General features: G+C 72.7%; 25 protein-coding genes, 1 tRNA gene and 1 pseudogene. 17 read left to right on the forward strand and 10 right to left on the reverse strand.

The features are described from left to right. Positions 1-141: 141 nt before the first annotated feature. Positions 142-381 carry a hypothetical protein gene (locus FB388_RS06355; RefSeq protein ID WP_142098178.1) on the reverse strand — a complete coding sequence of 80 codons (240 nt, stop codon included), beginning with the start codon at positions 379-381 and terminating at the stop codon, positions 142-144. Positions 382-418: 37 nt separating this feature from the next. On the opposite strand from FB388_RS06355, the gene FB388_RS06360 reads away from it, so the two are divergent. The 3 genes and pseudogenes from FB388_RS06360 to FB388_RS40240 all read left to right on the forward strand — a co-directional run bounded on the left by FB388_RS06360 (position 419) and on the right by FB388_RS40240 (position 4655). Further along, entirely contained in the window at positions 419-2416 is a 1998-nt protein-coding gene (locus tag FB388_RS06360; protein ID WP_142098181.1) for a cell division protein FtsK, read from the forward strand. A 467-nt stretch (positions 2417-2883) separates the two neighbouring features. Next, positions 2884-3378, forward strand: a pseudogene (locus FB388_RS40235) (recombinase family protein); the annotation flags it as partial. 176 nt (positions 3379-3554) lie between these two features. After that, positions 3555-4655 (forward strand): recombinase family protein, encoded by a 1101-nt coding sequence (locus FB388_RS40240; protein WP_246121671.1) that lies wholly within the window; start codon positions 3555-3557, stop codon positions 4653-4655. Here FB388_RS40240 and FB388_RS06370 read toward each other — a convergent pair. Then, positions 4637-4720, reverse strand: a tRNA-Leu gene (locus tag FB388_RS06370). The two genes, FB388_RS40240 and FB388_RS06370, sit on opposite strands and share 19 nt — an antisense overlap. Positions 4721-4791: 71 nt before the next feature. Between FB388_RS06370 and FB388_RS06375 the strand changes: the two genes are divergently transcribed. Continuing rightward, positions 4792-6108: a M20/M25/M40 family metallo-hydrolase gene (locus tag FB388_RS06375; protein ID WP_142098184.1), complete on the forward strand. Its 1317-nt coding sequence runs from the start codon at positions 4792-4794 to the stop codon at positions 6106-6108. Continuing rightward, entirely contained in the window at positions 6108-6878 is a 771-nt protein-coding gene (locus FB388_RS06380) for an SDR family oxidoreductase (RefSeq protein WP_142098186.1), read from the forward strand. Before FB388_RS06375 ends, FB388_RS06380 begins: the two co-directional genes overlap by 1 nt. Here the strand turns inward: FB388_RS06380 and FB388_RS06385 are convergent. Next, positions 6875-7741 (reverse strand): aldo/keto reductase family oxidoreductase, encoded by an 867-nt coding sequence (locus FB388_RS06385; protein WP_142098189.1) that lies wholly within the window; start codon positions 7739-7741, stop codon positions 6875-6877. The two genes, FB388_RS06380 and FB388_RS06385, sit on opposite strands and share 4 nt — an antisense overlap. 102 nt (positions 7742-7843) lie before the next feature. On the opposite strand from FB388_RS06385, the gene FB388_RS06390 reads away from it, so the two are divergent. After that, complete coding sequence (locus FB388_RS06390; protein WP_142098192.1) at positions 7844-8680, forward strand: helix-turn-helix domain-containing protein; 837 nt, start codon at positions 7844-7846, stop codon at positions 8678-8680. Positions 8681-8684: 4 nt separating this feature from the next. On the opposite strand, the gene FB388_RS06395 is transcribed toward FB388_RS06390, so the two are convergent. Beyond that, on the reverse strand, positions 8685-8924 hold the full coding sequence (locus FB388_RS06395) for a DUF5703 family protein (protein ID WP_142098195.1): 240 nt from the start codon (positions 8922-8924) through the stop codon (positions 8685-8687). Between the two features lie 97 nt (positions 8925-9021). Next, positions 9022-9966 (reverse strand): aldo/keto reductase, encoded by a 945-nt coding sequence (locus FB388_RS06400; protein WP_142098198.1) that lies wholly within the window; start codon positions 9964-9966, stop codon positions 9022-9024. A gap of 51 nt (positions 9967-10017) precedes the next feature. On the opposite strand from FB388_RS06400, the gene FB388_RS06405 reads away from it, so the two are divergent. Further along, entirely contained in the window at positions 10018-10839 is an 822-nt protein-coding gene (locus FB388_RS06405; RefSeq protein ID WP_142098201.1) for an undecaprenyl-diphosphate phosphatase, read from the forward strand. Positions 10840-10844: 5 nt separating this feature from the next. Here the strand turns inward: FB388_RS06405 and FB388_RS06410 are convergent, their stop codons facing one another. After that, positions 10845-11690, reverse strand: coding sequence for an NAD(P)H-binding protein (locus FB388_RS06410; protein ID WP_142098204.1), 846 nt, complete (start codon positions 11688-11690; stop codon positions 10845-10847). 96 nt (positions 11691-11786) lie between these two features. Here FB388_RS06410 and FB388_RS06415 point away from each other — a divergent pair, with 96 nt between their 5' ends. The 4 genes from FB388_RS06415 (at position 11787) to FB388_RS06430 (ending at position 14313) form a co-directional block, all read left to right on the forward strand. Next, positions 11787-12194, forward strand: coding sequence for a winged helix-turn-helix transcriptional regulator (locus FB388_RS06415; protein ID WP_142098207.1), 408 nt, complete (start codon positions 11787-11789; stop codon positions 12192-12194). Then, positions 12191-12874, forward strand: a complete 684-nt coding sequence (locus tag FB388_RS06420) for a histidine phosphatase family protein (protein ID WP_142098210.1) — start codon at positions 12191-12193, stop codon at positions 12872-12874. Before FB388_RS06415 ends, FB388_RS06420 begins: the two co-directional genes overlap by 4 nt. A 62-nt stretch (positions 12875-12936) precedes the next feature. Next, positions 12937-13506 carry a DUF3090 domain-containing protein gene (locus FB388_RS06425; protein WP_142098213.1) on the forward strand — a complete coding sequence of 190 codons (570 nt, stop codon included), beginning with the start codon at positions 12937-12939 and terminating at the stop codon, positions 13504-13506. 12 nt (positions 13507-13518) lie between these two features. Further along, positions 13519-14313 (forward strand): SCO1664 family protein, encoded by a 795-nt coding sequence (locus FB388_RS06430; RefSeq protein WP_142098218.1) that lies wholly within the window; start codon positions 13519-13521, stop codon positions 14311-14313. On the opposite strand, the gene FB388_RS06435 is transcribed toward FB388_RS06430, so the two are convergent. Both FB388_RS06435 and FB388_RS06440 read right to left on the reverse strand, forming a co-directional pair. Beyond that, positions 14280-15626, reverse strand: a complete 1347-nt coding sequence (locus FB388_RS06435) for an MFS transporter (protein ID WP_211361793.1) — start codon at positions 15624-15626, stop codon at positions 14280-14282. The two genes, FB388_RS06430 and FB388_RS06435, sit on opposite strands and share 34 nt — an antisense overlap. Continuing rightward, the gene (locus FB388_RS06440; RefSeq protein WP_142098221.1) at positions 15623-16930 is read right to left on the reverse strand and encodes an FAD-binding oxidoreductase; all 1308 of its coding nucleotides are present in this window, start codon (positions 16928-16930) and stop codon (positions 15623-15625) included. The genes FB388_RS06435 and FB388_RS06440 overlap by 4 nt, the downstream gene beginning before the upstream one ends. An 87-nt stretch (positions 16931-17017) precedes the next feature. Between FB388_RS06440 and FB388_RS06445 the strand changes: the two genes are divergently transcribed. The 5 genes from FB388_RS06445 to FB388_RS06465 all read left to right on the forward strand — a co-directional run bounded on the left by FB388_RS06445 (position 17018) and on the right by FB388_RS06465 (position 20642). Then, positions 17018-17899 carry a LysR family transcriptional regulator gene (locus FB388_RS06445; protein WP_142098224.1) on the forward strand — a complete coding sequence of 294 codons (882 nt, stop codon included), beginning with the start codon at positions 17018-17020 and terminating at the stop codon, positions 17897-17899. A 230-nt stretch (positions 17900-18129) separates the two neighbouring features. Continuing rightward, positions 18130-18909: a hypothetical protein gene (locus FB388_RS06450; RefSeq protein WP_142098227.1), complete on the forward strand. Its 780-nt coding sequence runs from the start codon at positions 18130-18132 to the stop codon at positions 18907-18909. Then, positions 18906-19409 (forward strand): phage holin family protein, encoded by a 504-nt coding sequence (locus FB388_RS06455; protein WP_142098230.1) that lies wholly within the window; start codon positions 18906-18908, stop codon positions 19407-19409. The genes FB388_RS06450 and FB388_RS06455 overlap by 4 nt, the downstream gene beginning before the upstream one ends. Further along, positions 19406-20110: a DUF3618 domain-containing protein gene (locus FB388_RS06460; RefSeq protein ID WP_142098233.1), complete on the forward strand. Its 705-nt coding sequence runs from the start codon at positions 19406-19408 to the stop codon at positions 20108-20110. Before FB388_RS06455 ends, FB388_RS06460 begins: the two co-directional genes overlap by 4 nt. A gap of 85 nt (positions 20111-20195) precedes the next feature. Beyond that, on the forward strand, positions 20196-20642 hold the full coding sequence (locus FB388_RS06465; protein WP_142098236.1) for a hypothetical protein: 447 nt from the start codon (positions 20196-20198) through the stop codon (positions 20640-20642). Here the strand turns inward: FB388_RS06465 and FB388_RS06470 are convergent. Both FB388_RS06470 and pdxR read right to left on the reverse strand, forming a co-directional pair. Continuing rightward, a complete protein-coding gene (locus tag FB388_RS06470) occupies positions 20632-21366 on the reverse strand; it encodes a TetR/AcrR family transcriptional regulator (RefSeq protein ID WP_142098239.1) in 735 nt (244 codons plus the stop codon). The two genes, FB388_RS06465 and FB388_RS06470, sit on opposite strands and share 11 nt — an antisense overlap. A gap of 25 nt (positions 21367-21391) precedes the next feature. After that, on the reverse strand, positions 21392-22798 hold the full coding sequence (pdxR, locus tag FB388_RS06475; protein WP_211361794.1) for a MocR-like pyridoxine biosynthesis transcription factor PdxR: 1407 nt from the start codon (positions 22796-22798) through the stop codon (positions 21392-21394). A 28-nt stretch (positions 22799-22826) separates the two neighbouring features. On the opposite strand from pdxR, the gene FB388_RS06480 reads away from it, so the two are divergent. Continuing rightward, on the forward strand, positions 22827-23492 hold the full coding sequence (locus FB388_RS06480; protein ID WP_170225500.1) for a B3/B4 domain-containing protein: 666 nt from the start codon (positions 22827-22829) through the stop codon (positions 23490-23492). Positions 23493-23527 lie beyond the last annotated feature (35 nt).

Consider the following 23527-nt stretch of genomic DNA (forward strand, 5'->3'; position numbering starts at 1 on the left):
CACAGGCTCGACCGTCATCCGTCGGATTGGTCGTAGATCCGTGGTTCGCTCCTGCAGTCGACTCGCTCGTCGGCTAATGGCCTGGAAGATCTGAGTTGGCGGCGCTCCCGATCTGGCCCTCGGCTGCATCCTGACGACGTGTCAGTCCTCGCCCGGCGAACGCTTGATCTTGCGAATTGTGCCGTCCCCGACAGATTCGTACGTATCAAAATTGCGCTCGGCGGCCAACTCAACGATCTCGTCAAACGCAGTCTCCAGATCAACCTCGGTATACCGATCGTTTACCTCGTAGCAGGTGATCTTGGGCGCGAACTGGTTGGAGTCGACGAGCAACAGGTACAGCCGCTCGAACTGCTCCTCACGGTCGGTACGCCGCGGCACCGGACGGGCGACCGTCTACCTGGTCACGACGGCGCGGGTGGCGGCCACGCACGAGCGGACCCGCACGACGCTGCGGTGGGCGGTCCGCAACGGCATCGTCTACATCGCCACCGGCATGTGGGTGGCGGCGCGGCGGGTGTGGGAGGCACGCACCCAGTCCCGCTACGAGCGGATGATGCGCCAGGCCGAACTGGCGGGCGATATGCAACGCCTGATCGACTGGGAACAGCGCGCGGAGCGGGCGCGCGCCATGCGGCACAAGCGGCGGATGGACTGGATCTACGCCCCATTCGCCCTCGCCAGGGCCGTTGCCGTCGCGGCGATGACAGTCACGGGGATGCTGCTGGCGTTGGGGATCACCCTCGCCGTCGGCTACAGCGACATCTCATGGGTGCTTGCGCCGTTGCAGGCGGCGGTGGACCTGATCGCCTGGGTGGTGTGGCTGGTCACCGTGGTATGGCTGCCGCTGATGCTGGCGGCCCCATGGTTGGCGCTGGCGGTGCTGTGGCAACTCGGCCGGGCCCACGGCCGCGTCCCTGCCTGGGCAGCGCCGGTCCGCTCGCAGGAGCACGAGAACGTGATCGTCACCCCCGGCGGGATCGCGACGGCACTGGCGCATCTGGGCATCAGCAAGCTCAACGAGGCGATCAAGAAGGGCTGGGAGGTGGAGTTCCTGACTCCGCCGGTGCGGGTGAACAACTGCGGCTATCACGCGGTGTTCTCCCTGCCCTGGGGCGTGACCCCGACGATGATCGCCGATCGGCGGGACGTGTTGGCCCGCAATCTGATGCGCGCCCCGCTGGAGGTGTGGCCGTCTGCAGGGGAACGGGCCGGCTACGTCGACCTGTGGGTGGCGGACCCGGGTTCCACCGAGAAGCCCGCCCCGCCCTACCCGCTGCTGAACAACGGGAAGGCCGACGTGTTCGCCGGCATCCCGCTCGGTGTGTCCCAGCGCGGCGAGATCATCGCTGTCGCGTTGCCCGGCGCTAACCTCGTCTACGGCGGCCTCATGGGGCAGGGCAAGAGCAACGCCGCCCGCGTCATCATGCTCGGCGCCGCGCTGGATCCGCTCGCCGAGCTGTGGGTGTTCGTGTTCGCCAACAACGGCGACTTCGACGCCTACCGGCCGAGGTTGGCCCGCTACAAGCGGGGGATCGACGACGACGTGGCCGCTGCTGCGTTGACCGCGCTGCGCGAGCTGTACGAGAAGGTCGCGCAGCGCGAGGCGCGGTTGGCCGAGCTGGGCGCGAAGAAGGTCACCCGCGCCCTTGCCGAGAAGCATCCGGAGTTGCGGCCGCTGGTGGCGTTGTTCTCCGAATGTCACGAGCTGTCCGGCCATGAGCAGTTCGGGAAAGAAGCCGCTGATCTGGTGGTGCAGACCATGCGCCGCGGCCGGAAGACCGCGATCACGCTGGCGTTCGACACCCAGTCGTCGCGAGCGGACGCGATCCCTCCGAAGATCGTCGAGCTGGTGAAGATCAACGCGTGTTTCGCGGTGAAGTCCTGGCGCTCCAATGATGGCTTCCTTGGTGACGGCTCGTTCCAGGCAGGCATTCGGGCCAGCGAACTGCGGCCTGGAAAGGACGTCGGAACTTCGCTGCTGACCGGAGCCACCGAGGAGCGGTTCGAGATCCTGAAGTGGTTCTACATCGAAGCCGATGACGACACGGGCTATGACGCCGCTGCCGAAGTCATCGGGCGTGCGATGACTTACCTCGATGCGCACACACCGAATGCGGCGATCGAAGCAGAGGTAGACGAGGAAGTGGGGGAGTCTCGTGATCTACTCGACGACCTGATTGCGGTATTGGCTGACCAGCGAGTGCCTGCCGCTGATGTGCCCGCTCGACTTCGGGATCTCGCGCCGCGCTGCGGCACCTACCGCGGCCTGAACGGCGTCAAGCTTCGAGAGGTGTTGGAGCGCGAGTACGGCATCAGGGTGCCGTCGACGGGCAACCGCTACCCCATCGATCCGATCACGGTGCGTGCCCGCGCTGCCGAGCGCGACGCGGCCCGCCGGGACGATGAGGAGTAGTCCGGTGGGTACCCGAGTGAGGTCAGTTAGGTCGGAGCGAGATCGGCGCCGACGTGTCGATGCGGGGGTACACGAAGGCCTGGTGGCGCGGCCTAACTCGCCTAACCTTTCTAACTACCCGCAGGTAGACCGCTGGACCGACGCGCGACCGCAGGAGGTTACGAACCTAACTCGATCACGATCACCTAACTCAGGAGCTACCTCGTTGCCGTGCTCTGGCGACGGCCAGACGGCGCAGGGCGCGCCGACGAGCGTCGACCCGGCCGCTACGGATCGTGGCCAGCGGCAGCCTCACCGGCGGGCGGATGCGAGGCAGTGGGATGACGGGGCAGAGGGCGGGAGAATCCATGTAAGTCTGCCTGACGGAATCCCTAGGCTCACTCCACGAGCAAGTCGTACACTCCTCGACATACTGGTTCAGCTCACGACCGTCGAAGTGCTCGACGCGCGGCCGGGGGGATCGCTCGATGACTAGTCAGGCACCTGCGACCAGCGGCGTCGACCCGTGGGCGACCGTTGACGGCTTGCTCGGCATCGAAGTCGCCGCCACCGCACCCGATGAGGGTATCGGCGATCTCGCCGCCTACGGTCGCTGCTCAACCGAAGACAATCAAGATCCTGAGACGTCTCGTGCGTGGCAGCTAGGAAACGCGCGGAAGTTCGTCGAGCCGCTCGGCGGGCGGATCGCCGAAGTCTTCTTCGACGTTGGCCAGTCACGGTCCGTGCCATGGGAGCGACGCGTGGACGGGGCACGTCTGCTTGCTGCGCTGAAAGACCCGAACCGGAAGTGGAATGGTGTCGTAGTCGGCGAGGGAACGCGCTGTTGGTTCGGAAACCAGTTCTCGCTGATTGCGCCGAAGTTCGCCGCGTACGGGGTCGATCTGTGGGTCCCGGAGCTGGGTGGCAAGTTCGATGCGCGGAATCCGTCGCACAAGATGCTGATGAGCGTGCTCGGCGGAATGAGCGAGTCGGAGCGACAGCACGTGCAAGCGCGGGTGCGTGCCGCGATGGATGCACAGGTCGTCAACGAGGGGCGCCACCAGGGCGGCCGGGCGCCGTATGGCTACGTGGTCGCCGATGCTGGGCCACACCCGAACCCGCGCAAAGCGGCGAGGGCTACCGGCTCCGAGTGCTTGCGATGGACGACGCGTCTGCCGAGGTGGTGCGGCGGATCTTCGCGGAGTACCTCGACGGTAAGGGTGACCGGGCGATCGCGGGTGGTCTCAACCGCGACGGTATCCCGTGTCCGTCGGCGCGGCGCCCTGATCAGAATCGTCACCGGCTCGCCGATGGGTGGCAAGCCAGCACGGTTCGGGCGATCCTCGACAACCCTCGCTACACCGGCTATGCGTTCTTCGGCCGCTGGACGAAGCACGAGACCCTGCTCGACCCAGATGACGTCGCGGCGGGGCATGTGGTCCGGTTCCGGCGGGCGGGAGCGGATCGGGTGGTGCGGTCGCGAGAGCAGGCGCACCCGGCGATCGTGTCCGTTGAGACGTTCACTGAGGCCCAGTTGCGACGGCGCTCCCGTGCCGCCGGCGGCAATCGCGAGCGAGCCAAGCTGGAGCGCACCCGGACGACCGGAACTCGGCTGTACCTGCTGCGCGGGATGGTCCGGTGCGCGCTGTGCAGTCGGAGGATGCAGGGCGCGGTGATCCGCAAACGCGAGATCTACTACCGCTGCCTTGCCCGGACGCTCGCCCCTGGGGCCGCCGCGCACGCGGACCACCCACGGACCGTCAACCTGCGCGAGTACGACGTGCTGGAGCCCTTGAACGCGTGGATAGGGCACTTGTTCGACCGGCGCAACGTCGATCGGACCGTCGCGGCGCTGGTCGCCTCGCAGGACGGCGGGGGCAAGTCGGGCAAGCGCGAGGCGGCGAAGAAGCGGCTCGCGGACGCCGAGAAGCGGCTCAGGCGGTTCCAGGATGCGATCGCGGTTGGGATCGACCCGAACGCCATGGTCGACGCGATCAACGAGTCGCAGGCGCAGCGGGCCGCCGCGCAGGCTGAGCTGAACGGCGCTCCCGCCCCGACCACGGTCACGGACGCCGAGGTCTACGCCATGATCGATTCGCTGGGCGACATCGGCGCGGTGCTGAAGGATGCGAAGCCGGAGAGCCTGGAGCGGCTCTACCGGGAGCTTCGGATCGAACTGAGGTACCAACCACACGAGCGAGCGGTCGATGTCCAGCTCGCTCCGCGTGTGGTTAGCGCGTGTGTCCGAGGGGGGACTTGAACCCCCACCCCCTACTCGGGGACTAGCACCTCAAGCTAGCGCGTCTGCCATTCCGCCACTCGGACTTGCTGGGAGAAGGATAGCCCACACCCTCCGCACCCCCGCGACGGGTCCTCGCAGTGGTAGGAAGATCCGCGTGACCAGGCAAGGAGCAGCCGAGGACGAGGTCGTCGAGCTGACGTCGGAGCTCATCCGCATCGACACGACGAACACCGGTGACCTCGAGACGACGACGGGGGAGCGGGAGGCCGCCGAGTACGTGGCGGGGAAGCTCACCGAGGTCGGGTACGAGGTGGAGGTGCTCGATTCGGGGGCGCCGGGGCGGTCGAACGTGATCTGCCGGCTGGCCGGGGCTGATCCGTCGCGGGGGGCGCTGCTCGTGCACGGGCATCTCGACGTGGTGCCGGCCGACGCCGCCGAGTGGTCGGTGCACCCGTTCTCCGGGGCGGTGCAGGACGGCTACGTGTGGGGTCGGGGCGCGGTCGACATGAAGGACATGGTCGGCATGACGCTGGCCGTTGCGCGCCGGTTCAAGCGGGACGGGGTGGTGCCGCCGCGGGACATCGTCTTCGCGTTCGTCGCGGACGAGGAGGCGGGTGGGTCGTACGGGGCGCAGTGGCTCGTGGAGCACCGTCCCGACCTGTTCGAGGGGTGTACCGAGGCCGTCGGGGAGGTGGGCGGGTTCTCGCTCACCCTCGGCGAGGACCAGCGGGTCTACCTCATCGAGGCGGCCGAGAAGGGCATCGCGTGGATGCGGCTGCGCGCCCGCGGCAAGCCGGGGCACGGGTCGTTCCTGCACGACGACAACGCCGTCACGCACGTGGCCGAGGCGGTTGCGCGGCTCGGGAACCACACGTTCCCGCTGGTGCTCACCGACACCGTCCGCGCGTTCCTCGAACAGATGTCGCAGCTGACCGGGCTGGAGTTCCCCGAGGACGACCTGGAGGGCGCGCTCGCGAAGCTCGGGCCCCTCTCGCGCCTCGTCGGGGCGACCATCCGCGACACCGCGAACCCGACCATGCTCTCGGCCGGGTACAAGGCGAACGTGATCCCGTCCACGGCGGAGGCAGTCGTCGACTGCCGGATGCTGCCCGGGCGGGAGGAGGCGTTCCTGCGGGAGGTCGACGAGCTGCTCGGCCCCGACGTCACGCGCGAGTGGGTGCAGCACCTGCCTGCGGTCGAGACGCCGTTCGGGGGCCCCCTGACCGAGGCGATGGCGGCCGCGCTGCGTGAGGAGGACCCCGGCGCGAAGACCGTGCCGTACATGCTCTCCGGCGGCACGGACGCCAAGTCGTTCGCCGAGCTCGGCATGCAGTGCTACGGGTTCGCCCCGCTGCGGTTGCCGCCGGACCTCGACTTCGCCTCGCTCTTCCACGGCATCGACGAGCGGGTGCCGGTGGACGCCCTGCAGTTCGGCACCCGGGTGCTCGACCGGTTCCTGCGGACCTGCTGATGGACCTCACGGGCAAAGGTGCCCTCGTCACGGGAGGTGCATCGGGGATCGGGGCGGCTGCGGTGCGGCGGCTCGCCGCGGCCGGGGCGCGGGTCGCCGTCGCCGATCGGGACGAGGCCGCGGCGCAGGAGCTGGCAGGTGAGGTCGGCGGGATCGCGCTCGGCGGGGACGTCGCCGAACCCGAGCGCATGCCCGCCCACGTCGCAGCCGCCGAGCACGCCTTCGGCGGGTTGGACGTCGTGCTGCTCAACGCCGGGGTCACGGCGGGCCAGTCGGGGGTGGAGGACCTCGACGTGGCCGGCTACCGCCGGATCGTCGGCGTGAACGTCGACCACGTCGTGTTCGGCCTCGCCGCCGCGGTGCCCGCCCTGCGACGCGCCGGCGGCGGGCAGGTCATCGCCACCGCCTCGCTCGCCGGGCTCGTGCCTATGCCGGGCGACGCGCTGTACACGATGACCAAGCACGCCGTCGTGGGCTACGTGCGGGCGGCCGCGCCGGTGCTCGCGGCCGACGGGATCCGCGTGAACGCGGTGTGCCCCGGCTTCGCCGACACCCCGCTGATCGCCCGGGCGAGACCGCAGTTCGGTGACTTCCCGCTGCTCACCGCCGAGGACGTGGCCGACGCGATCGAGACCGTGCTCGACCGCGGCGAGCCGGGGGAGTGCTGGTTCGTGCAGCCCGGCCGGGAGGCGGCGCCGTACGGGTTCCGGGGCGTGCCGGGGCCGGCAGGCGCGCCCCGTCCACCGGACGTGACGTGGTCTGATCACTAGCCCCCGATCGCGTCCAGCTCCGCGATCGCGTCCTCGGGCAGCTCGAGCCCGGCGCTTGCGACGTTCTCGCGAAGGTGTGCCACCGACGACGTCCCCGGGATCAGCAGGATGTTCGGGGACCTCTGCAGCAGCCACGCGAGCGCGACCGTCATCGGGGTCGCGTCGAGCTGCTTCGCGACGGACTCGAGGGCGTCGGACTGCAGCGGCGAGAAGCCGCCGAGGGGGAAGTACGGGACGTACGCGATGCCCTGCTGTGCGGTGAGGTCGACGAGGGCGTCGTCCTCGCGGCGGGCGATGTTGTAGAGGTTCTGCACGCAGACGACGGGCGCGATCGACCGGGCCTCGGCCAGCTGCTCGGCGGTGACGGTGCTGAGGCCGAGGTGGCGGATGAGCCCCTGCTGCTGCAGCTCGGCGAGCGCCTCGAACTGCGGAGCGAGGGAGCCCGGCTCGGGTCCCTCGACGCCGCCGAGGCGCAGGTTGACGACGTCGAGCGCGTCGAGACCGAGGTTGCGCAGGTTGTCGTGGACCTGGGCGCGCAGCTCGTCGGGGGTCCTGGCCGGCGGCCATCCGCCCTGCTCGTCGCGGCGGGCGCCGACCTTCGTGACGATGTGCAGGTCGTCCGGGTACGGGGCGAGCGCCTCGCGGATGAGGTGGTTGGTGACGTGCGGGCCGTAGAAGTCCGAGGTGTCGATGTGGTTGATGCCCAGCTCGACGGCCTCGCGCAGCACGGCGATCGCCGCGTCGTGGTCCTTCGGCGGCCCGAAGACGCCGGGGCCGGCGAGCTGCATGGCGCCGTAGCCGACGCGGGTGAGGTCGAGGTCGCCGACGCGGTAGCGGCCACCGGGAAGATCGTGGGATGTCATGCCGTCCACTGTCGTCGCCGGCCCCGGTGACAGGGAGGCCGGGATCATCCTGGGGTCAGCAGGACCAGGGACCGAGGCGGCTCGCGAGCTTACGATGGGTCGGTGACCAGGCCGAACGCTCTGGGCGAGTACCTGCGTGCACGGCGCGAGCTCGTGGACCCCGCTGACGTCGGGCTGCACGTGGCGGGGGTACGGCGAACGCCGGGCCTGCGCCGCGAGGAGGTCGCGACCCTCGCCGGCATCAGCGCCGACTACTACCTGCGGCTCGAGCAGGGGCGCGACCGGAACCCGTCGCCGCAGGTGCTCGAGGCGCTGGCGCGGGTGTTCGGGCTCGACGCCACCGCGACGCAGTACCTGCTGAGCCTCTCCACCGCTCGGCCACTGCGGTCGAAGCGGCCGCGCCGCGAGGTCGTGCCGGCGGGGATCCGCCAGCTGCTCGACGTCATCGGGCCGCCGGCGTTCGTCGAGAACCGCCTGTTCGACGTGCTCGCCGCGAACCGGCTCGCCACCGCCCTGTCGCCGAGGATCCGGCCGGGGGAGAACCGGATGCGGTCGCTGTTCCTCGACGAGGACGAGCAGGAGATGCACCCCGAGTGGGAGCGGTGGAGCGGTGGGATGGTCGCGGCGTTCCGCACGTCGCTCGGCACCGATGTCGACGATCCGCGGCTCGCGCAGCTCGTGGGCGAGCTGTCGCTCGGGAGCGAGCTGTTCCGGCAGCTGTGGGCGCGCCACGACGTCAAGCCGCTGGCCGGCGGGCTGACGCGGATGCGCCATCCGCGCGTCGGGATGCTCGAGCTGCGCCGCGAGAAGCTACCGATCGGCGACTCGGGCGGGCAGCTCCTCGTGATCTACCACGCGGAGCCGGGCTCGGAGACCGCAAGGGCGCTCGCGCTGCTCGACGCGCCGGCCCAGGACGAGCCACGTGCGGCTCGCGGGTGAGGAGTCAGACGGAGAGCTCCGGCAGCATTCTGGAGCTGCGCCTTCTGCGCAGCACCACCTTTCGCACCCCGCCCGGGTAGAGGCGTACACGAGACAGCTCCCAGCCGCCGAACTCGGCCTGGATCGCCAGTCGTACCGCCGCGGTCATCCGGGACACGTCCCCCGGAAGCTGGACCGGGCGGTACTCCCAGTCCCCGTCGACCGAATCCCCCTCGACCGTGCCGGTCGGGCCGCTACGCGCCACCGGCTCACCTCCCTAGCACCTCACCGCCACCTGACGCCCACGTGAACGCCGGGTGGAATGCCCACACGATAGGCCCGCCCGCCCGCGCGTGCCACCATCAGCGGACGTCGCTCACGTCGTCGAGCGCGGCGCGGATCTCCGCCGGGAGGATCAGGTTGTCGGCGGCCATCGAGGCCGTGAGCTGAGCCGCGTCGCGGGCGCCGACGATGGCAGCGGCGACACCCGGCTGGTCGCGCACCCAGGCCAGTGCGACGGACAGCGGCGACGTGCCGAGCCCGTCCGCGGCCGTCAGCACGGCGTGGACGATCCGGGCCGCGTGTCCGGTGCGGCGGGCCTCGACGTACGGGGCGAGGTCGGGGGAGGCGCCGCGGGAGTCGGCGGGGGTGCCGTCGGCGTACTTGCCGGTGAGCACGCCGCGCCCCAGCGGCGCCCATGCGAGCACCCCGACGCCGTGGTGCAGCGCCGCGGGCAGCAGCTCGGGCTCCGGGTCGCGGCACAGCAGCGAGTACTCCACCTGCGCCGAGACCGGCACGGTGACGCTGCCCAGCGCCCGCCCGTGCTCGGCCACCGTGGCGAGCTGCCAGCCCGCGGGCCCGACCAGCCCGGCGTAGCGGACCCGTCCCGAGTAGACCGCGACCTGCACGGCCGAGAGCGTCTCCTCGAGGGGGACGCGCGCGTCGAACCCGGGCAGCTGCCAGAGGTCGAGGTGGTCGGTGCCGAGGCGGTCGAGGACGGCGTCGAGCCCGGCCAGCAGCGTGCCGCGGGCCGCGCCGTCGCCGAGCGGGCCGCCGGGTAGGCCGCCGCGCCCCGCGAGGACGACGTCGTCGCGCCGGACCGCCGTGGCGAGCACCTCGCCGAGCACCTCCTGGGCGGCGCCGTGGCCGTAGCTCTCCGCGGTCTCGACGAGGGTGCCACCGGCCTCGACGAAGGCCGTGAGCTGCTCGGTCGCGTCCTCGACGCCGGTGGCGGCGCCCCAGGTCATCGTGCCGAGCCCGATCTGCGAGACCTCCAGTCCGCTGCTCCCGACCCGTCGCCGCCGCACGGGGGAAGCCTATGTGCGGCGGGCTCGGGGGCCCTCGGTACGGTCCCGCGAGTGACGTGGCTGGAAGTGATCGTGCTCGGTGTCGTGCAGGGACTGACGGAGTTCCTGCCGATCTCCTCGTCGGCGCACCTGCGGATCGTGTCGGAGGTGTTCTTCGGGCGGGACGCGGGCGCGGCCTTCACCGCGGTCACCCAGCTCGGCACGGAGGCGGCCGTGCTCGTCTACTTCGCGCGCGACATCGGACACCTGTTCCTCACGTGGGTGCGCGGCTTCCGCTTCCCGGCGGTCCGCGCCACCCCCGACTACCGGATCGCCTGGCTCGTGATCGTCGGGACGATCCCGATCGGCCTGCTCGGCTTCCTCTTCGAGCACCAGATCCAGACCGCGGCCCGCAACCTGTGGCTGATCGCGACCACGCTGGTGCTGTTCGGCCTGCTGCTCGGGCTCGCCGAGCGGCTCGGCCGGCAGCGCACGCAGCTGGAGCAGATGAAGCCCGCCGACGGCATCATCCTCGGCTTCGCGCAGGCCATGGCGCTGATCCCGGGGGTCTCCCGTTCCGGCGGCACGATCACCGCAGGCCTCTTCCTCGGCTTCACGCGCCAGGCGGCGGTGCGGTACTCGTTCCTGCTGGCGATCCCGGCCGTCGTCGCATCGGGGATCTTCCAGATCCCGGACGTGTTCTCGGGCGACGGGCCCACCGGGGTGCAGATGGTGGTGGCCACGGTGATCGCGTTCGCGATCGGCTTCGCATCGATCGCGTGGCTCCTGCGCTACGTGGAGCACCACAGCGTCTACCTGTTCGTCTGGTACCGGGTGGCGCTGGGCGCGGTGCTGTTCGTCGCCCTGGGTGCGGGCTGGATCGCTGCCTACTGAACCGCTCAGCGGAACGAGCCGGCGTGGCGGGCGGCCCACTCGGCGAACGTGCGTGCGGGCCGCCCGAGGACCCGCTCGACGTCGGGGCTGATCCGCTGCTCGGCGGGTGTGGGCGCGCCGAGCACGGCGAGGGTCGTCTCGACCACCGGCGGGGGCATGAACCGCAGCATCTGCGCGCGGGCCTCGTCGGGGGTCTGCTCGACGAACCGCACCGGCTCGCCGATCGCCTCACCGATCGCATCGGCCTGCCGGCGAGGGGTGCACAGAACGGGGCCGGTCAGCTCGTAGACCTGGCCGGCGTGCCGGTCGTCGCGGAGGGCGGCCGCCCCGACCTCCGCGATGTCGGCGGGGTCGACGGTGGGCAGGCCGACGTCACCGAACGGGGCGGCGACCGTGCGGCGGGTCCGAACGGACTCGGCCCACGCGTAGGCGTTGGAGGCGAAGCCGCCGGGACGCAGGATCGTCCACTCGAGGCCCGACTGCCGGACGGCGTCCTCGAAGGACCGCGCAACGATCCCGTGCGAGGCCGAGTCGGGCCGGGTGACGACGCCTATCGAGGACAGCAGCACGACGCGGCCGACCCCGACTTCCTTCGCGACGGCGAGGATGTCCCGCGGGCTGAGCAGGTGGGCGTTCATGCCGGCGTCCTGCAGGAACAGCGCGTCGGCTCCGTCGACGGCCGGCCGCAGGCTCTCGGGGTCGGTCAGGTCGACCGGCCGGAACCGCACTCCCTCCGCCACGTTCGCCGCCGACACGTTCCGCGAAACCGCCGTCACCCGCTCGCCCGCCGTCGCCAGAGCCGCCACCAGCGGGCGCCCCACGTTGCCGGTCGCTCCCGTCACCACGATCACGTTCGTTCTCCTCCCGGTCATCTGCGTACGGACCGGAAGCTACTGGCGCGGATACAGTAGGTACCCAGAGGAAAGTAATGGGCGGAGGGGCGTTCTGTGATCGAGAACACGAAGTGGACGGGCCAGGAGGCGGCCTGCCCGATCGCGCCGGTCGTCGACATCGTCTTCAGCCGGTGGACCACCCCCATCCTCTGGGCCCTCCACCAGCACGGGCGGCTGCGGTTCGTGGAGCTCGAACGGCGCGTCGCGACGATCACGCCCAAGGTCCTGACCCAGCGGTTGCGGCAGCTCGAACGCGACGGCCTCGTGCTGCGCACCTACCACCCCGAGGTCCCACCCCGGGTCGAGTACGAGATCACCGAGCTCGGGCGCAGCCTCGCGCCGGTGTTCGCGACGCTGACCGAGTGGGGCGCCGCCCACCTCCACGAGGTCGAGCGCGCCCGCCGGGACCACGACGACGCCCGCGAGCCGCTCGACCAGCGCACGTACGCTCGGCGCTCGTGACGACGCTCATCCTGCTCCGCCACGGCCGGTCGGCGGCCAACGCCAACGGCGTGCTCGCGGGCCGCTCCGCGGGCGTCGAGCTCGACGACACCGGCCGGGCCCAGGCCGCGAAGCTGCCCGACCGGCTCGCCGGGGTACCGATCGCGGAGATCGTCTGCTCGCCCATGCTGCGCTGCGAGCAGACGGTCGCGCCGCTGGCCGGGGCCCGCGAGCTGGTCCCGATCACCGAGCCGGAGCTGGCCGAGGTCGACTACGGCTCATGGACCGGCAGCGAGCTGAAGGAGCTGGTCAAGGAGCCGCTGTGGAAGGTCGTGCAGGCCCACCCGTCCGCGGCGGTGTTCCCGGGCGGCGAGGGGCTCGCCGGCATGCAGGCGCGTGCGGTGGCCGCGGTGCGCCGGCACGGAGCCCGGATCGCGGCCGAGCACGGCCCGGAGGCGGTGTGGCTGGCGTGCAGCCACGGCGACGTGATCAAGTCGATCCTGGCCGACGCGCTGGCCACTCACCTGGACAACTTCCAGCGCATCGTGGTCGACCCGGGCTCGATCAGCGTCGTGCACTACACCGAGACCCGCCCGTTCGTGGCCCGCGTGAACGATCTGGGCGGCGACGTGGCCGGGCTCGTCCCACCGCCGCCCTCCCGCGGTTCGGACGCCGTCGTGGGCGGTGACACCGGTGCCTAGGCCGCGTCCCAGCAGTCACGGACGTGCCGTCCGGGCCGTGGCGGTCTACCCTCGATGACGCCATGACACGCGTCATCCACGTCTTCCGCCAGCCCGAGCGCTTCGTCGCGGGCACCGTCGGCGAGCCCGGCGACCGCTCGTTCTACCTCCAGGCGATCCAGGAGGCGCGCACGGTGAGCGTGCTGCTGGAGAAACAGCAGGTGTCGGTCCTCGCCGACCGGATCAGCGCGTTGCTGCAGGAGGTGGCCCGCCGGTTCGGCTCCGACGGCCTCACCGACGAGGAGCCCCGCACCGACCTCGACCCCCTCGCGGTACCGCTCGAGGAGGAGTTCCGGGTCGGCACGATGGGCCTCGGCTGGGACGCCGAGTCCGGTTCGATCGTGGTGGAGCTGCTCGCGGTCACCGAGGAGGAGGTCGACGAGTCCGTCGTCCTCGACGACACCGAGGAAGGGCCGGACGCCCTGCGCGTGTTCCTGTCGCCGGAGCAGGCTCGGGCGTTCGCCGACCGCGCCGAGCGCGTGGTGTCCGCTGGCCGGCCGCCGTGCCCGCTGTGCGCCGAGCCGCTCGACCCCCAAGGCCACGTCTGCGTGCGGCTCAACGGGTACCACCAGCGGTCCCCGGCCGAGGACTGACGCGAGACTCGAGTGGACCCTCGCGACCCGGCCGTGCCGGGACTGCTGCGGCACGGCCGCATCGAGATCACCGGCAGGCTGGTCGACGCGTCGAACGCCACCCTCTTCGGAAGCATCACCCTCGACGGCCTGACCGCGGAGTGCGTCTACAAGCCGGTGCGGGGAGAGCGTCCGCTGTGGGACTTCCCCGACGGCACGCTCGCCGGGCGCGAGGTGGCCGCCTACCTGGTGTCCGAGGCCGGCGGCTTCCACGTCGTCCCGCCCACGGTGCTGCGCGACGGGCCGTTCGGGCCGGGCATGGTGCAGGTGTGGGTCGACACCGACGACGAACGCGAGCTCGTGGACGTCTGCCGCCCCTCGGAGGTGCCTGCCGGCTGGATCGGCGTGCTGCGCGCCCGCGGTGACCGCGGTGAGCCCGCCGTGCTCGTCCACGCCGACACGCCTGAGCTGCAGGCGATGGCCGCGTTCGACGTGGTCGCCAACAACGCCGACCGCAAGGGCGGGCACGTGCTCGCGGGCGTCGACGGCAACGTCTACGGCGTGGACCACGGCCTGTGCATGCACACGGAGGACAAGCTCCGCACCGTGCTGTGGGGGTGGGTCGGCAAGCCGTTGCCGCGCGCGGTCGTCGAGAAGCTCGAACGACTGCGTTCCGAGCTGGCTGGCAGCCTGTCGGATGACCTGTCCGAGCACATCACGCGGCGCGAGCTGCGCACGTTCGTCCACCGGGTCGAGCACCTGCTCGACGACTCCTGCTACCCCGAGCCGTCCGGCTACGGGCCGGCGATCCCCTGGCCCGCCTTCTGAGGTGAGCCCTGGGTGGCGGCCATGAGCGCGGCGGCGAGGGGCAGCGCCGCGGCCACGGCGAGCGCGAGGCCGACGCCGATCGGTGCGGTGAGGCCGCCCGCCACCGCGGAGCCGGCCGCACCGCCGATCATGAACGTCAGCGCCAGCAGGCCCATCGCCGACCCGCGCTCCTGCGGTGGCACGGCGGCGGCCGCCTGGCCGTTGAGCACGACCTGGGCCACGCCGAACGCCACGAACGCGAGCGACGTGCCGGCCAGCACGAGTGCGGGCGCACCGGTGACGCCCGCGGCCACGAGCGCCGACGCGCTGGTCGCGGCCACCGCCGCCAGCACCCGCTGCTGGACGCGCGGACCGAGCCGACCGGTCAGCCGGGCGACCACCGCCCCGAGCGCCGCTCCGGGCAGAAGGGCGGCGCCGACGGCGAGGACGCTCCAGCCGCGACCGCCGACCAGCAGCGCGGGTGCGGCGTAGACCGAGGCGAAGAGGCCGCCGAAGACACCGAAGCCGGTGAACGCGGCCCGCACGTAGCCGCGGCGCGCCAGCAGGCCATGCGGCACGAACCCCTCCGGGGTCCGGCGCACCCACATCGCGAGCGCACCGGCGGCTGCCAGGGTGAGCGCGGCGAGCCCGACCACCGCGCTCGTGCCGAGGCCCAGGGCGGGTGACTGCAGCAGGACGAGCCCGGCCGCGGTCATCGTGGTGAGCAGCGCGGCTCCGACGGCGTCCAGCGGTGTGCCCTGGCGTGGCGCGGGGGCCAGTCGCAGCGTCAGCACGGCGCCGACGAGGGACAGCACCGGGAGCACGAGTGCCCACCGCCAGGAGAGCGCTGCCGTCACCGCCCCGCCGACGAGCGTGGCTGCCCCGGCGAACACCGGGACGACCAGGCCGTACCAGCCGAGCACCGCGATCCGCCGTTCCGGCGGGCCGGACGTCGATAGGGTGACGGCGGTGGCCGTCATCGCGCCGGAGCCCGCGGCCAGGACGAACCGGCCCGCGATGACCGGGCCGAGCCCGGGCGACAGCACGATGACCGCGGTACCGGCTGCCATCGCGGCGCCGCCGGCGAGCAGGACGCGCCGGGCGCCCCACGAGTCGAGGAGCCGGCCGAAGAGCGCGGTTCCGATCCCGAGCGCGAGCGCGTGCACGGTGAGGATCCAGGCGGTCGTCGACGGGCCGACGCCGAGCTCCCCGCCCGCCGCCGGGAGCGCGATGCCGGCGGCGCTCACGCCGAAGATCGACGGACCGAACAGCAGCCCGAGCCGGATGCCGGCCGATCGCGGGGCCGGCTCCGGGTGGGTCCGAAGGTCGGTCACGATGCCTCCTCGGGGGTGCGGTGGAACCGGCCCGCCGGGTCGTACGTGCGCCGGATGGCGCGCAGCCGGTCGCGGGTCGGTGGCGTGTGGGCGCGGGGGATGTCGGCAGCTGCGTCCGGGCCGGACAGGAAGTTGACGTAGACCCCACCGGTGGCCCACGGGGCGATCGCCTTCAGCAGGAGCCGTCGGGGGTGCGGGTCGGCGCCTGCCGGCGTGAGGGCCATGAGGCAGAAGGCCGCGTCCCGGCGGTCGATCGCGCTGGGCACCTCCGGCGGGCGGGCGAGCGCTCCGCCGAGGTGCCGCAGCTCCACCAGCAGCCCATGGTCGGCCGCCGCCGGCACGGCCACCGCGAGGAAGGCGTCGACGCCTGCCGCGTCGAGGTGGTGCAGCAGCGCGGAGTGTTCGTGGTAGGCGAGGGGGCCGTCGGGGTCCCGGTGGATCGCGGCGACGTCGCGGTAGGGCATCTCGCCCACGTCGTCGACGACCGGCGCGGCGAGCGCTCGCAGTGGTCGAAGCAGGCGCTCCCCGTCCGCCGCCGGCCCGGTGTAGGCGATCCGGACGTGCACGACGAACCGGCCACGCAGCGGTGGTGGGGCGTCGGCCGGCAGGCGCAGCAGCGCCAGCGAGGACGTCAGCTCCTCGGGAACGGTCTCGAGCCACTCGCGCCACCCGGCGACCACCCGCGCGGCGTCCGCGCCGTCGAAGAACAGCGCGCCGCCGTACAGGCGGGGGAGCGGGACCAGGCCGATCTCCATCTCGACCACGACGCCGAACCCGCTCTTGCCGCCGCGCAGAGCCCAGAACAGTTCGGGGTGCTCGTCCGGGGTGACGGTGCGCAGCTCTCCGTCGGCCGTGACGAGCCGGAAGCGGCGGACGTGGTCGGCGGCGTAGCCGAACGTCCGCGCGACCGGGCCCAGCCCGCCGCCGAGTGTGTAGGAGACCGCCCCGACCGACGGCGACGAGCCGTTCAGCGGCGCGAGGCCGTGCGGTGCGGCGGCGTCGATCACCTGCCGCCACCGCACCCCGGCGGCCACGGTGGCCGTTCGGGCGACCGGGTCGACGGACACGGCGTCCAGCCGGCGGGTGGCGATCATGAGCGTGCCGTCGGCTGGGACGGTGACGCCGTGGCCGGTCGCGTGGATCGCGATGGGCAGGTCGTGGTGGGCGGCGTGCCGGACGGCGGCCCGCACGTCGGCGACGTCGGCCGGAACGACGACGAGAGCGGGCCGGTGGTCCACGACGCGGTTGAACCCGGTGCGCTCCGCGTCGTAGCGCGGGTGGCCGGGAGTGAGTACATCTCGCACACCCCGAGGAGACCTCGGGAAGAGATCGCGGCCAACGGGCAGTTGCAGCTGGCAGTTATCGACGATCGTGATGAATCCGGGGGACGGGTGGAGCTGCGGCAGCTGCGGTACTTCGTCGCGGTCGCGGACGCAGGCACGTTCGTGCACGCCGCCGAGCGCCTGCACATCGGGCAGCCCGCTGTGAGCCAGCAGGTCGGGCGGCTGGAGCGCGAGCTCGGGGTGCGGCTGTTCGAGCGGACCACCCGGCACGTCCGGATCACGCCCGCCGGGCAGCGGCTGCTGGCGGAGGCGCGGGCCGTGCTCGCTGCGGCCGACCGCCTCCGGACGGTCGCAGCCGAGGCGCTGGTCGACGTGGGAGCGGTGCTGCGCCTCGGGACCAGCCACGGCCTCGGCGACCGCCTGTACCGGGTGCTCGACGAGCTCGCCTCCGCGGTACCGGACCTGTCCGTGCGGCTCGTGCGGTCCCGCCAGGAGGAGCGGCTCGCCGCCGTGCGCGCCGGTGAGCTCGACGCCGCGTTCGTGCGGGTGCTGGAGTCGGCGCCGGGGCTGGAGCTGGTGCCCGTCTGGCGGGAGCCGCTCGTGGTCGCGCTGCCCGATCGGCATCCGCTCGCCGCCCACCGGACGATCCGCCTCGACCAGCTCGGCGAGCTGCCGGTGCGGCTCGCGCCGCCGGCCAACAACCCGCCGTTCCACCGGCTGATCACCACGGCGCTCCGGGACGCCGGCGTCGACCCGCCGCCGGGCCCGCACTTCACGACCCTGCAGGACACCCTCGCCGAGATCGGCACCGGGCTGCCGTCGTGGACGGTCTTCTACCACCGGGCGGAGCTGCCGGTCGTGCGGCGGGTGGCGCTGCGGCCGCTGGAAGGGCTCAGCGTGCTCGTCTCGCTCGCCGCTCCGCCGGGCGTGCCGTCACCGCCGGTACGGGCGCTGCTGCGGGCCTGCGCCCCGGTGGCCGACGCGCACTGACGGCGGTACCCGGCGCGCGGCCCATAGCCCTGCGACACGCGGGCCTCGCGATCTTCGTGGCTCCGACCTGCACGAATGCTCGGCGCGACAGCGGTTGTGCTCAGCCTTACTGGGTACGCATACAACGTAAACCAGGCCTAGCAGGGGAATGGTGCGGAATGAGCCAGCAGACCAGCGGTCGTGCTCCAGGCAGCGGGAGCGGCGTTAGGACGGACCAGGGGACGACGCAAGTGGCGCGGGACGAGGTGACCGACGTCGGACGCACGACCGCCGACGCGGGCAAGAGCGTCGCCGGCACAGCGGCCGAGCAGGCAACGCAGGTCGCGCAGGAGGCGAAGACGCAGGCCCGGGACCTGATGGGCGAGGCCCGGACGCAGGTCCGGAGCCAGGCGCAGAACGGTCAGCAGAAGGCGGCCGACGCGCTGCGCAGCTTCGCGGACGAGCTCCAGCAGATGGCGCAGAGCGGTTCTCAGTCCGGCGCCGTGTCCGAGGTCGCCCGCCAGGCGGCCGACAAGCTCACGGGCGTCGCGGACTGGATCGGGCAGCGCGAGCCCGGTGACCTGCTCGAGGAGGTCCGGGGCGTCGCTCGCCGCCGTCCCGGCATGTTCCTGCTCGGGGCGGCCGCGGCCGGCGTGATCGCGGGCCGGCTGACCCGCGGCGCCGCCGCGGCGGCATCCGGCGGAAGCGGTCAGAGCGCCGCGCCGCAGCCGCAGCCCTCGCCGCAGCCTCCGCCCCAGCCCGCCGCCGGTTACCCGGCGGGCCCGATGCCGAACGAGCGCACGGGAGTACCGCTCCCGCCGCCGCCCAGCGGCCCGTCCGGCGTCCCGGGTGGGGTCCCCGCGGGCGGACCGCCCGTTCCGCCGCCGAACCAGCCGGTCCCGCCGCCACCGGGCGGCCCGGTCCCGCCGCCGCCGTACCCGCCTGCGCCCGGTGGGACCGCGACCGGTCAGCCGGTCTACGAGCCGGAGCGCGGGGCGCCGACCTGGCAGGGGCAGGGAGGCCCGCGATGACGGCACCGCCGTACCCGCCAGCGGGCGGCTACCCGGCCGAGCCGCAGCAACCGCGCGGGACGGGCGGAGCCCACGCCCGCCCGACCCAGACCACCGGGCGTCACGAGGACGTCGGGGATGTGTCGCTCGGCGAGCTGGTCGGTGACGTCACCCGCGACCTGTCGACGCTGATGCGCCAGGAATTCGCGCTCGCAAGGGCCGAGCTCAAGCAGGAGGCGTCGAAGTCCGCGAAGGGGGCCGGCGCGTTCGGCGGGGCCGGGTTCGCCGGCTACATGACGGTCCTGTTCCTGTCGATCGCGCTGTGGTGGGCGCTGTCGCACCTGGTCGGGCACAGCTGGTCGGCGCTGATCGTCGCGGTGATCTGGGGCATCGTCGCCGCGGTGCTCGCCGCCGTGGGACGCAGGAAGTTCCGCGAGGTCAACCCGACTCCCGAGCGCACGGTCGACACCCTCAAGACCATTCCGGACGCCCTCAAGGGCGAGCGAGGAGGTACCCCGTGACCACTGCGAGCGAGCCCGAGCAGATCCGCGCGGAGATCGAGCGGACGCAGACGGCGCTGGGGCAGGACGTCGACGCCCTGACCGAGAAGGTGACTCCGAAGAAGATCGTCGAGCGCCGGGTCGACCGCGCCCGGTCGACCATGGGCAGGTGGAAGGAGAACGTGATGGGCGCGAGCCCGGTGGGCAGGGGTGACGTGACGTCCGCGGCTCAGGGAGCGGCCGGGACCGTCTCGCAGGCCGCGCAGTCGGTCTCCGGTACGGCTGCCTCGACGGTGTCGGAAGCCGCCTCGACGGTGTCGGATGCCGCCTCGACCGGCGCCCAGGCGCTGCAGCAGGCACCGGAGGTGATCCGGCAGCAGGCCAGGGGCAACCCGCTGGCAGCCGGGCTCATCGCCTTCGGCGCGGGCTGGTTGGTCTCCTCACTGCTCCCGGCGAGCCGCAAGGAGCAGGAGCTCGCCGGTCAGGCCAAGGACATGGCCCAGCAGGTGGCGCAGCCGCTCGGCCAGACCGTGGGCCAGGCAGCTTCCGAGGTGAAGGAGAACCTCCGCGAGCCCGCGCAGCAGGCGGTGGAGTCGGTGAGGTCGACCGCCACCGAGGCAGGTCAGACCGTCGCCGAGGAGGGCAAGGCGGCCGCCGGGCAGGTGCAGGGCCGCGCGCAGGACGCCACCGGCACCGTCCGGGAGCGCGCGACGAACGGCTGATCGGCTGGGCGGCAGGACCTCCGGCGGCGGCCCCCTCCCCGTCGCGGCGGTCCTGCCGTCGACCACCGCAAGACGAGGAGCTGAGATGAACGTTTCTCCTGACGCCCCCGACGCCGCCCACCGGGAGCCCTCGGACGTTCCTGCGGCGCCACCCGGCTCGACCGACGGCGAACAGCCGGCGGATGCGGGATCGGGCGGCGGCGCGAAGGCCAAGATCGCGGCACCGGTCAGGGGCGTGGTCACGCTGGCCAGGAAGGTCGGCAGGGCGGTCGCCGGGCGTGGCGCCGAGGGCGGGCGAGCCGTCGCCGGTCGCGCTCGGAGCATGCGCGAGAAGCGGGTCGCGCGCCGCTGCGTGATCGTGACCGAGAGCAGCGGCCGGCCGGTCGTGATCGGCCCCTATCGCGACGAAGACGCCGCCCGCAAGGACGTGGCCCGCGTACCGGGACCAGCGCAGGTTGCCCAGCTGCAGGCCGGAACGGCGTACTTCGCGGAAGGAGCGGAAGCCGGGCCGTCGTCGACCGCTACTCCGTGAGGAAGCGGTCGAGCCGGTCCAGCAGGTCTTCCAGCGCTTGCTCGAACTCCGCGCCCGCGTGGTCCTCGGAGAGTTGTTCCTCCAGCCGTCGGATGTGCGGGAACGTGTCGAGGTCGAGCTTCTGGTCGGCGCCCGGAACGTCGGACTCCCCTTCGTCGAGCGGTTCTTCCGGGAGCGACGACCGCGCCCCCAGGAGGCTCGCCTCGAGCAGCAGGTACCCGAGCAGGAAGCTCGAGAACGCCCGGTAGGCCATCACCGCGTGGGCGTCGCTGAACCCCCTGGCGATCAACGTGGCGAGGAAGTCCTCGACCACGCGCACGCTGCGCAGCGGCGGCCGCAGCCACGGCGCGGCGGGGTGCCTCGTCGCGATCAGCGGGAAGAGGTCGGGGTGCTCGCGCGCCAGCCTCCGAACGGCGTGGGCGAGCCACTGGAGGTAGGCCTGCCACCCGGTCGCCGGATGCAGCTCGTTGCGGCCCTGGTTCAGGTGCAGCTCGGCCACCATGCGGTCCACGATGCCTTCGAGGAGGTCCTCCCGACCGTTGACGTAGCGGTACAGGGACATCGCCTCGACACCGAGCTGCTTGCCCAGGCGGCGCATCGTCAGCGCTGTCAGGCCGTGCTGGTCGACGAACTCGATCGCGGTGTCGATGATCAGCTCGCGGGACAGGGGGCGACGCCCGGGCCCGGCACGTTCGTCCCGGTCGGCGTCGGCGTCGCTGCTCATGCCCGTCTCCTCATTCGGTTCCGCCTCATTGCACCATCGATGCCATCGCGGCGATTCCTCGCTCGATCCGGTCGTTGGTGAGGGAGCCGTAGCCGACGACGAGGCCCGTCCGCGGCCGGGCCGACTGCGCGTAGGCGGAGAGCGGGATCGCGCGCAGCGCGCCGGGGGCGTGGGCCATGGCGTCGAGCGCGTCGGGTGGCATCGGGCGCACGGGCGTCAGCACGGCGTGCAGGCCGGCGGCGACGCCGGTGACGGACCAGCCGGGCAGGTGCCGGGCGACCGCGGCCAGCAGCGCGCGGCGGCGTTCCGCGTACCGGACGGCCATCCGGCGGATGTGCCGGTCGAGCGCGCCGGTCTCGATGAACACGGCGAGCGCCACCTGGTCGAGCACCGGTTCCGCGATGTCGGCCCAGTGCTTGACCTCGGTGAGCGTGGTGGCGAGCCAGGCGGGCGCGACGACCCAGCCGAGCCGCAGGCCGGGGGCGAGGGTCTTGGAGATGCTGCCGCCGTACACGACGCGGTCCGGGGCGAGGCCCTGCAGCGCGCCGACGGGGGAGCGGTCGTAGCGGTACTCGGCGTCGTAGTCGTCCTCGATCACCACGGCGTCCCGGGCGACGGCCCACTCCAGCAGCGCCGTGCGGCGGGCGGGGGCGAGTACGGCGCCGGTGGGGAACTGGTGGGCCGGGGTCACCGACACGGCGCGCAGATCCGACGCGGCGAGCACGTCGACGTCGATGCCGTGCTCGTCCACCGGGATCGGGTGCGTGCCGAGGCCGCCCACCCGCCAGGTCTCGACGACCCCGACCGAGCCGGGATCCTCGACGCCGACCGCGGTGACGTCGTGGCGGACCAGCGCCTCGGCGATCACGCGGGCCGCCTGCGCGAATCCGCCGGTCACGACGATGCGGTCCAGCGGGGCCACAACGGCACGGGTCCGCCCCAGGTAGGCGGCGAGCGCGCGGCGCAGCCGGGGGTGGCCCCTGGGGTCGCCGTAGCCCAGCTCGGCGTCGGGCAGCGACCGCATCGCCGTCTCCAGGGCCCGCAGCCACTCCGTGCGGGGGAACGCGCCCAGCGCCGGGACGCCGGGGTTGCCCGGCTCGAACGGGCGCACGGGCGGCGGTGCCGCGCTCCCGCCCGTGTGGACGTCGCTGACCACGGTGCCGCGCCCGGTGTGCGCCTGCAGGTAGCCCTCGGCCACGAGCTGCTCGTACGCGCGGACGACCACCCCGCGGGAGACCGCGAGGTCGGCGGCGAGGCTGCGCGACGCCGGCAGCCGCGTGCCGGCGGGGAGCCTGCCGCCGCGGACGGCGTGCCGCAGGGCGTCGGCGAGCCCGTCGGCTAGTGCCCGCGAGCCGCGGGTCCCGAGATCGCCGAGCTCGATGCGCAACCCCGGATTGGTCTCGTTGATCACGGGCTCGGTGGACTCGGTCACGGGACCAGTCTGGCCTACCGTGTCGGGGGTGTTCCGCTACGACCGAGCCGTGCTCGACCGGTACCCGGATGTCCGCGCCGGGGTCGTCGTCGCCGCCGGCCTCACCAACGGCCCGACGCCACCCGCGCTTTTCGAGCGCTACCGCACCGCCCAGAAGGAGGTCGCGGACCGGCTCGCGACCACCCCACCCGCCGCGCTGCCCTCGATCGCCGCCTGGCGCCGCGCGTTCGCCGCGTTCGGGGCGAAACCCACGCAGTACCGCAGCGCCGCGGAGGCCCTGCTGCGGCGGCTCGGCAAGCAGGGCGACATCCCGTCGATCAACACGCTCGTCGATCTCGGCAACCTCGTGTCGATCCGGCACGCGCTCCCGGTCGCGGTCGTGGACCTCGCCGGGATCGACGGCGACATCACCGTGCGCTTCGCCACCGGATCCGAGCGGTTCACCGACCTCGGGTCGGACGAACCGGTCGCCCCGGACCCGGGCGAGGTGGTGTTCGTCGACCGGTCCGGGGTCGCGTGCGCCCGGCGCTGGTGCTGGCGGCAGAGCGCCCAGAGCGCCACCCGGGAGACCACCACGGACGCACTCGTCGTCGTCGAGGGCCTGCACGACGGGGCGGAGCGCGACGTCGCCGCGGCCCGGGAGGAGATCGTGGCGCTCCTGCGCGAGTTCCAACCGGGCGCGACGCTCGCCTGAGCACATCCTGGGACCAGCAGGACCACGCTCGTGCC

It is taken from the genome of Pseudonocardia cypriaca (assembly GCF_006717045.1).
In the GTDB taxonomy this organism is placed as follows: Bacteria; Actinomycetota; Actinomycetes; order Mycobacteriales; family Pseudonocardiaceae; genus Pseudonocardia; species Pseudonocardia cypriaca.